10 protein-coding genes are annotated in these 7,380 nt (G+C 70.3%); 4 read left to right on the top strand and 6 right to left on the bottom strand.

What is annotated here, in order from left to right:
* Positions 1 to 393: 393 nt before the first annotated feature.
* The 3 genes from ACGFU7_RS42765 to ACGFU7_RS42755 form a co-directional block, all read right to left on the bottom strand.
* A complete protein-coding gene (locus tag ACGFU7_RS42765) occupies positions 394 to 777 on the bottom strand; it encodes a hypothetical protein (RefSeq protein ID WP_393703676.1) in 384 nt (127 codons plus the stop codon).
* A gap of 222 nt (positions 778 to 999) precedes the next feature.
* The gene (locus tag ACGFU7_RS42760; RefSeq protein ID WP_393703675.1) at positions 1,000 to 1,194 is read right to left on the bottom strand and encodes a hypothetical protein; all 195 of its coding nucleotides are present in this window, start codon (positions 1,192 to 1,194) and stop codon (positions 1,000 to 1,002) included.
* A gap of 495 nt (positions 1,195 to 1,689) precedes the next feature.
* Positions 1,690 to 2,316, bottom strand: coding sequence for a YigZ family protein (locus ACGFU7_RS42755; protein ID WP_393703674.1), 627 nt, complete (start codon positions 2,314 to 2,316; stop codon positions 1,690 to 1,692).
* A gap of 58 nt (positions 2,317 to 2,374) precedes the next feature.
* On the opposite strand from ACGFU7_RS42755, the gene ACGFU7_RS42750 reads away from it, so the two are divergent.
* Both ACGFU7_RS42750 and ACGFU7_RS42745 read left to right on the top strand, forming a co-directional pair.
* Complete coding sequence (locus tag ACGFU7_RS42750) at positions 2,375 to 2,785, top strand: CoA-binding protein (protein ID WP_393703672.1); 411 nt, start codon at positions 2,375 to 2,377, stop codon at positions 2,783 to 2,785.
* Between the two features lie 73 nt (positions 2,786 to 2,858).
* Positions 2,859 to 3,710 carry an aminoglycoside N(3)-acetyltransferase gene (locus ACGFU7_RS42745; protein ID WP_393703671.1) on the top strand — a complete coding sequence of 284 codons (852 nt, stop codon included), beginning with the start codon at positions 2,859 to 2,861 and terminating at the stop codon, positions 3,708 to 3,710.
* Positions 3,711 to 3,715: 5 nt separating this feature from the next.
* Here ACGFU7_RS42745 and ACGFU7_RS42740 read toward each other — a convergent pair whose 3' ends face one another.
* Together ACGFU7_RS42740 and ACGFU7_RS42735 are read right to left on the bottom strand one after the other, a co-directional pair.
* Positions 3,716 to 4,276, bottom strand: a complete 561-nt coding sequence (locus ACGFU7_RS42740; protein WP_393703670.1) for a YbaK/EbsC family protein — start codon at positions 4,274 to 4,276, stop codon at positions 3,716 to 3,718.
* Positions 4,277 to 4,320: 44 nt separating this feature from the next.
* A complete protein-coding gene (locus tag ACGFU7_RS42735) occupies positions 4,321 to 4,893 on the bottom strand; it encodes a helix-turn-helix domain-containing protein (RefSeq protein ID WP_382902062.1) in 573 nt (190 codons plus the stop codon).
* 93 nt (positions 4,894 to 4,986) lie between these two features.
* Between ACGFU7_RS42735 and ACGFU7_RS42730 the strand changes: the two genes are divergently transcribed.
* Complete coding sequence (locus tag ACGFU7_RS42730) at positions 4,987 to 5,853, top strand: EamA family transporter (protein ID WP_393703668.1); 867 nt, start codon at positions 4,987 to 4,989, stop codon at positions 5,851 to 5,853.
* 20 nt (positions 5,854 to 5,873) lie between these two features.
* Here ACGFU7_RS42730 and ACGFU7_RS42725 read toward each other — a convergent pair whose 3' ends face one another.
* Positions 5,874 to 6,629: an acyltransferase gene (locus ACGFU7_RS42725; RefSeq protein WP_393703666.1), complete on the bottom strand. Its 756-nt coding sequence runs from the start codon at positions 6,627 to 6,629 to the stop codon at positions 5,874 to 5,876.
* A 182-nt stretch (positions 6,630 to 6,811) separates the two neighbouring features.
* Here ACGFU7_RS42725 and ACGFU7_RS42720 point away from each other — a divergent pair, with 182 nt between their 5' ends.
* A complete protein-coding gene (locus ACGFU7_RS42720; protein ID WP_393703665.1) occupies positions 6,812 to 7,342 on the top strand; it encodes a gamma carbonic anhydrase family protein in 531 nt (176 codons plus the stop codon).
* Positions 7,343 to 7,380: the final 38 nt, after the last annotated feature.

The raw sequence follows: 7,380 nt of genomic DNA, 5'->3' as shown, positions 1-7,380 counted from the left end.
CAGGATCGGGTCAAGATCCCCAACCCCAGCCGCTCCAGACGCGACACCAACACGAACAGCCCAACGCCCTGCCAGCCCCAAAAGCAACGGCATTGTCATGGTTAACAAGGGGGGGGAAGTCATGCCGGGCCCGGAGGCCGGGAGCCCCATTGCGGAGCCAACGAAGACGGTAATGGGGGCAGACCATGCGGTGCCGACTCCAGTGGGGCTCCCTCCCGCCATCGGCGCGGAGGCAGCGTTCATCCCTGAGCGGCCTGGAGTTGTTACCGGAGGCATGGTGGTCGCGTCGCCCGTCCCGTCGGCGGTACGCGCAGGCGTTGTCGACAACCCCGCCCTCCGGCGGGCGCCGGCTCGTCGTCGCGGCACGGACGGCGCCGTTCGGGATCGGCGGGGTCAGCCGGAGTCGGAGCGCGGTTCCTGCGGGTCGACTCCTGTGGATGCGGAGGCGTCCCGGGTTCCGCTGGGGCGCTGGGACCGGCCCCTGGGGCCGGTGTCGTGCATGCCGCTCTCGCCGGATTTCCCGGCGCGTTCCTGACCCGGGCGATGAGTGCTCTTGACCGTGTTGCCGGAGACCTCCTTGGTTTCCTCCTTGGAGATCTTCCTGCCGGGGCCGGGCTTCGGCGCGTACTCGTCGGGATGGAAGGACCGGTGCGCGCTGTCGTTGGGCTCCTGGTGGGTCTCGTCCACATCCGACGCCCAGCCGTGCTGGTGGGCGCCCTTGTGGCGGCTCGGTCCCTCGCCGTGCGAGGGCTGGGACGACCTCTCGTTCTTCGGCATGACCGGGCTTCCTTTCGAATCTCCGCGACCGCGCGGATGCGGTGCAGTATCCAACTGCAAGCATAGTCAAATCGAACATTTGTGCATCTATTGCGCACAAGGATGCGCTGATCCACCGGGATCATGAGGAGGTCTCGGAACCGGCGACGCAGCCGGGGCGTAGGCCCCGGCTCGTGGACTCGGGGGCCTACGGTGACCCGTTGAGGGGTCGGGAGCGACGGATCAGGACGGGGCGATCGTCGCCGTGATCGTCTGGCGCATCGCGGAGAACGGCTGGGAGTAGCCGCCGCCCTCGAGCCCCGCTGTGCGGTCGGCGCCGTACTCGTCGAAGTTCAGCGAGACGATCTCGTCGACACCGTCGCCGTTCAGGTCACCGGTGAAGATCTCCTGGCCGCCCATCGCGGAGAGGCCGGACACGCTGTACGGGTAGTCCCCGCCGGCGGTGAGATCGGACGGGTCGTAGGTGCTGGCACCGCCCTGCTCGCCCGAGACGATGATCCGCCGACCGCCGGGCCCGGTCGCGCAGGCGGCCGCCTGCGAGTACGCGATCGTCGTGGGAGTTGGACTCGTCTCGCTTGGTGGTGCGCGACCACAGCTCGCTGCTGTCGTCGCCGTTCAGGGCGCGCACATTGTTGGCGTTGATGAACAGGCCGGGGTCCAGCGTGGACTCGCTGACTGTCGCCGTGCCCGGGAACGGCAGATCCGTGCGCACGCGCTGCCCGGTGACCGTGGAGGAATCGGCTTGGCAGAAGCCCTCTCGCAGAGCCTTCGGTGAGGCTTCCGGATCGAGGACGGCCAAGAGATCACTGCTGGTCAGGAGTCGGGCCATGCGCCCATTGTCCCGTGTGGCGGATCAAGGCCCGGTAGCACCCAGGGGGTTCCGGGGACCGCTGTCGGGAAGCCGGGATCCCGTCAGGCGTCCCCGTACGCCTCGCCGCCCAGCTCCAGCTGGGCCTCGCCCGCTGTCGCGTCGGCCAGCCAGCCGCGGAATGACTCGACATCGGCGTCCGGCAGCCCGATCTCGATGATGACGGCCTCCGCGTAGCGGACCTCGCGGACGGTCCGTCCGGTGGCTCGGAGGTCGTTCTCCAGCTTGCCCGCGCGCTGATGGCCGACGGTGATCGTGGCGAGGCGGAACCGCTGCCGGGTGATGGTGCCGAGCTCGTCGAGGGCCTCCCCGACCGCTCCCCCGTACGCCCGGATCAGTCCGCCCGCACCGAGCTTCACACCGCCGTAGTAACGGGTGACGACGGCAACGACGTACCGCATCTCACGGCGCGTCAGCATCTGCAGCATGGGTACGCCGGCGGTGCCACCCGGCTCCCCGTCGTCACTGGCCTTCTGCACGGAGGCGTCGGCGCCGATCACGTAGGCGAAGCAGTTGTGGGTGGCAGTCGGGTGTTCCCTGCGGATGCGTGCGACGAAGTCCTGCGCCTCCTGCTCGGTGGCGGCGGGGGCGAGCGCGCAGATGAAGCGCGACCGGTTGATCTCGGTCTCGTGCACGCCCGCTCGGGCGACTGTCCGGTACTGCTCCTGCATCCGGCCACCCTATGCCCCGGCCGGGAATGGTCCGGGGCCGCTGTCCGTTGTCCGGATCATGTACGCAGACGCAGAGACGATCCGCAGGATTCTCCGGGACACGGGCGAGACCTGGGCGGTGGTGGGCCTGTCCAACAACCGGTCGCGCGCGGCCTACGGCGTCGCCGAGGTGCTTCAGCGCTTCGGCAAGCGGGTGGTCCCGGTGCACCCGAAGGCGGAGCGGGTCCATGGCGAGGACGGCTACGCCTCGTTGGCCGACATACCGTTCCCGGTCGATGTGGTGGATGTCTTCGTCAACAGTGAACTGGCGGGCGCGGTGGCCGACGATGCGGTGGCGGCGGGAGCGAAGGCGGTCTGGTTCCAGCTCGGCGTGGTCGACCCCGAGGCGTACGACCGCACCCGGGCAGCCGGGCTCGAGATGGTCATGGACCGCTGCCCCGCCATCGAAATTCCGGCGCTGATCCGGTAGCCGCAGCACCCCCGTCCCTCGTCCGAATGTGCGTGGTGTCACACTCGGCGTCCGGCTGGGAGAATGGCCCGCCGTGAGTACTACGACTGCGCCGACCGTCCGCCACAGCCGAACCGGGCTGGCCGGGCAACTGTCCGAACTGGGCGTGGAGCGGAGCGGCGTCCTCCTTGTGCATGCGTCGATGCGTGCGGTGGGGTCGGTGAGCGGCGGGGTCCGGGCGGTGGTCGCTGCGTTACGGGACGCCCTCGGCGCGCACGGCACAATCGTCGTCCCTGTTTTCACCCCGGAGAACTCCGACACCTCTCCGCACTACCTCGACCGGGTGCTCGGTCTCAGCGACCGGGCCCGGGAGGCCGTACGGGCGAGCATGCCGCCCTTCGACCCGGCGACGTCTGCCGCACCGTCGATGGGCCGCCTCGCGGAGGCCGTGCGGCTCACCGAGGGGGCGGCGCGCAGCGGCCACCCCCAGACATCCTTCGCCGCGCTCGGCCCCTCGGCCCGGAAGCTGGTGGCGCACCACCACCCCGACTGCCATCTCGGCGAGGACTCCCCGTTGGCCCGCCTCTACGACCTGCGGGCCCAAGTGCTCCTGCTGGGCACCGGGTTCGACACCTGCACCGCGTTCCATCTCGGTGAGTACCGGGTGCCCGCCCCGCCCCGCCGCAGTTATCGCTGCGTGGTGACGGCCGGGGGCCGGCGCCAGTGGTGGGAGTACGAGGACGTCGCGCTGGACGACAGCGACTTCGCGGCCCTGGGAGCGGACTTCACCCGCTCGGACAGCGGTGCGGCCGTCCGCACCGGCCCGGTGGGCTCATCGACAAGTCGGCTCTTCCGCTTCACCGACGCCGTCGACTTCGCGTCCCGCTGGCTGCCGTCGCATCGGGGCGGAGCGCCGGTTCAGGCCCTCTGCCGAGCGCACGGCTGAGAGCCTCAGCCCTTGATGCCCAGGCCGTCGACGACCACGGCGCCGGGCAGCGCCGCCAGCGCCTTGCCCGGGACGATCAGCTTGCCCCGCCGGCTGCCGCTGCCGATCAGCACCCATTCCTCGTCGACGACGGCGGGATCGATCAGCAGCGGCCAGGCGGCCGGGAGTCCGATCGGTGTGATTCCGCCGTACTCCATGCCGGTCTCGCCGACTGCCGTGTCCATCGGGGCGAAGGACGCCTTGCGGGCGCCCAGGTGCTTGCGGACCGCGCCGTTCACGTCGACGCGGGAGTGGGAGAGGACAAGGCAGGCCGCCAACGTCACTTCGCCGCCGCGCTTGCCCGCCACCACGACGCAGTTGGCCGACCGGTCGAGCATTTCCGCGCCGTGGTGCTCGACGAAGACCGCCGTGTCGGCGATGGCCGGATCCGTGTCGACGTGGATGATCTGCGCGGCGGGGACACCGCCCCAGCCTTCGGCCACGGCTGCGGCGACAGGCCCGGTGAGCAGGTCGAGGCGGTCGGCCGCCGGGCAGGCGTTCTCGAAGGATCCGATGGGTGCGCGCATGCGCGCAACGCTAACAGCGTCTCGAAGGCGGCCGGTTGACCGTCTCACCGTACGGGCGGGATGGAGACCGCCATGGTGACCTCGGTCGGCTCGGAGCCGTCGTTGCGGTAGGCGTGGGGGTGATGCGCCTCGAACGTGGCGGACCCACCGGCGGGTACGGAGTACGAGGTTCCGTCGACGACCAGGGTGAGTTCGCCCGCGGTGACGTGGAGCAGCTCGACCGTACCCTCGGGGTGCGGGTCGGAGGCACTGCTGTCGCCCGGCATCAGGCGCCACGACCAGAGTTCGAGCGGCCCCCTGGCCTCCGTACCGACGAGCAGCGTGGTGGAACTGCCCGCCTCTGTCGACCACATGCGCACCGCCTGGCTCTCGGGCACCAGCCGGACCGGTGAGCCCTGCTCGTAGTCGAGCAGCGTGGTGATGCTGACACCCAGTGCGTCGGCGAGCTTGACCGTGGTGCCGACGCTCGGGTTGGTGCGGGCCTGCTCGATCTGGATGATCATGCCGCGGCTGACCCCGGCACGGGCGGCGAGTGCGTCCAGAGTGAAGCCGCGTTCCCCCCGCCAGCGCTTGAGATTGCGCGCGAGCGACTGGGTGAGCTGATCGAGGTCAGACACATTCCGTCCAATATTTTGGATGACAGGGTCGAAAATACTGCACTACGGTGTGGTGTACCCAACCGTTCATCGCACTGTACTGCGAGGCATGCAATGACAGCACTGTTCGCCCTGGCCACCAGCCTGCTCTGGGGGCTGGCCGACTTCGGCGGCGGGCTGCTCACGCGACGTACGCCCGCGCTCACCGTGGTCGTCGTGTCGCAGACCGCCGCGGCCGTGGTGCTCGGCATCATCGTTGTCGTGACCGGCGGCTGGAGTGAGGCGGGCCCGCAGCTCTGGTTCGCCGTCGCGGCGGGCGCTGTCGGACCGGTCGCGATGCTGAGCTTCTACAAGGCTCTGGCGCTCGGCCCGATGGGCGTCGTCTCCCCGCTCGGATCGCTGGGTGTCGCCGTGCCGGTGAGTGTCGGGATTGTCGTCGGGGAGCGGCCGGGGCTGCTGCAGTTCGCGGGGGTCGGCGTCGCCGTGGTGGGAATCGTGCTGGCCGGTGGTCCGCAGTTGCGCGGGGCGCCGGTGCAGCGCCGGGCGGTGCTGCTGACCCTGGTGGCCGCGTTCGGTTTCGGGTCGGTGATGTCCCTGATCGCGGAGGCGTCCACGACGGTGACCGGACTGTTCCTGGCGCTCTTCGTCCAGCGCCTCACCAATATCGCGGTGGGCGGCAGCGCCCTGTATGTATCGGTGCGCCGCGGGGCCCGCGCACTGCCGGAGGAGGGCGGGGCCGCCGTGGTGCTGGCCGCGCTGCCCGCCCTGGCGTTCGTCGGGCTCGCGGATGTTGCGGCCAACGGCACGTACTCGATCGCCGCACAGCACGGCCCGGTCACCGTGGCCGCCGTACTCGCCTCGCTCTATCCGGTGGTCACGGCACTGGCCGCGCGCGGAGTGCTCAAGGAACGGCTGCGCGGGGTGCAGGCGGCCGGGGCCGGTCTCGCCCTGGTGGGCACGGTGCTGCTGGCGACCGGCTGAGGATCCGGCTCCCACCGTCCTCAGCCACCGGACGGGCCCGGTGTCTCGCCCGGTTCCGCCAGGGCCAGCAGCTGCTCGGGCGTGACGCCCGACGGGATCGGCACCGGAGCGGGGGTGCGCAGCGGCGGCTGCCAGCCCTTTTCCGGATCCCAGCTGCGTACGACCCGGGCGGGAGCACCGGCCACCACCGCATGGTCGGGCACCTCCCCCCGCACCACCGCGCCCGCGGCGACCACCACGTTGCGCCCGAGCGTGGCCCCGGGCAGGATCACCGCTCCGGTGCCGATCCAGCAGCCCGGTCCGATGGCGACCGGCTCCATGCGGGGCCACTGTCTGCCGACCGGCTCGTGCGGATCGTCGTAACTGTGGTTCGTGGACGTGATGTAGACATACGGTCCGCAGTACGTGTCCGAGCCGATGGTGACCTTGGTGTCGGCGACGACATGGCTGCCGCGGCCGAGCACCACTCCGTCCCCCAGGGTCAGGATCGGCTCGGATCCGAGGTCCAGGTCGGGCATGAGTCCGGCCGTCAGGGTGACCTGTTCACCGATCACACAGTGGGCACCGAGCTCGATCCATGGCTCCCCGAAGACCGTGCCCTGCGGGAAGGCCAGCCGGGTGCCTGCGCCGATCCGGCCGAACCGCAGCCGGCCGGGGTGTTCCGCGGTGACCGCGCCCGCCTCCTGCACCCAGCGCCAGCCGCGGTGGACGGCCCGGGACAGGGCGCGCCGCCGCCAGGCGGCGAGGGAAGAGAACGTGTTCCTGTTCTTGGGCACTTGCACACGGTAGTCGGCGGCGCCCGGCGTGATCACCGCGGCAACCTGTGATGTTCACCCCACTCGGGGGCACTCCACCACCCGTCGCATACCGTTCCTCTGATGCGACCGAACAGCGGCGACCGAGCTGCTGCGATCGGGCGACCGCGACCGCACAACACCTGGGCACGGAGGAACGGGCGATGACAGAGCAGGCGTTGATCACGGGAATGGGCGGCAAGGAGCCGGAGATCGATGCGGAGGCCTTCACCGCGCCGACATCGGTCGTGATCGGTGAGATCACGATGGCCGCGGGTTCCAGCGTCTGGTACCACGCCGTACTGCGTGCCGACTGCGGTCCCATCGTCATCGGCGCGGACAGCAATATCCAGGACAACTGCAGCGTCCATGTCGACCCCGGGTTCCCCGTCACGGTCGGCGAGCGGGTCTCGGTCGGGCACAACGCCGTACTCCACGGCTGCACCATCGAGGACGACGTCCTGGTCGGCATGGGGTCCACCGTCCTCAACGGTGCCCGCATCGGTGCCGGTTCACTGATCGCGGCACAGGCGCTGGTCCCGCAGGGGATGCAGGTGCCCCCGGGTTCGCTCGTCGCGGGCGTACCCGCCAAGGTCAAGCGGCAGCTGACCGAGGAGGAGCTGGAAGGCATCAAGTTCAACGCGGTGGGTTACGTGGAGCTGGCCAAGGCACACCGCAAGGCACACGAGAACTGAGCGGAACGCAACGGGACCAAGGTGCGGGGCGGTCGGAC

Origin of the sequence: Streptomyces sp. NPDC048473, from assembly GCF_043200155.1 — a bacterium.
Classification (GTDB): domain Bacteria; phylum Actinomycetota; class Actinomycetes; order Streptomycetales; family Streptomycetaceae; genus Streptomyces.
Note: the sequence above shows the minus strand (reverse complement) of the source record. Positions and strands in the feature narration are given on the sequence as shown.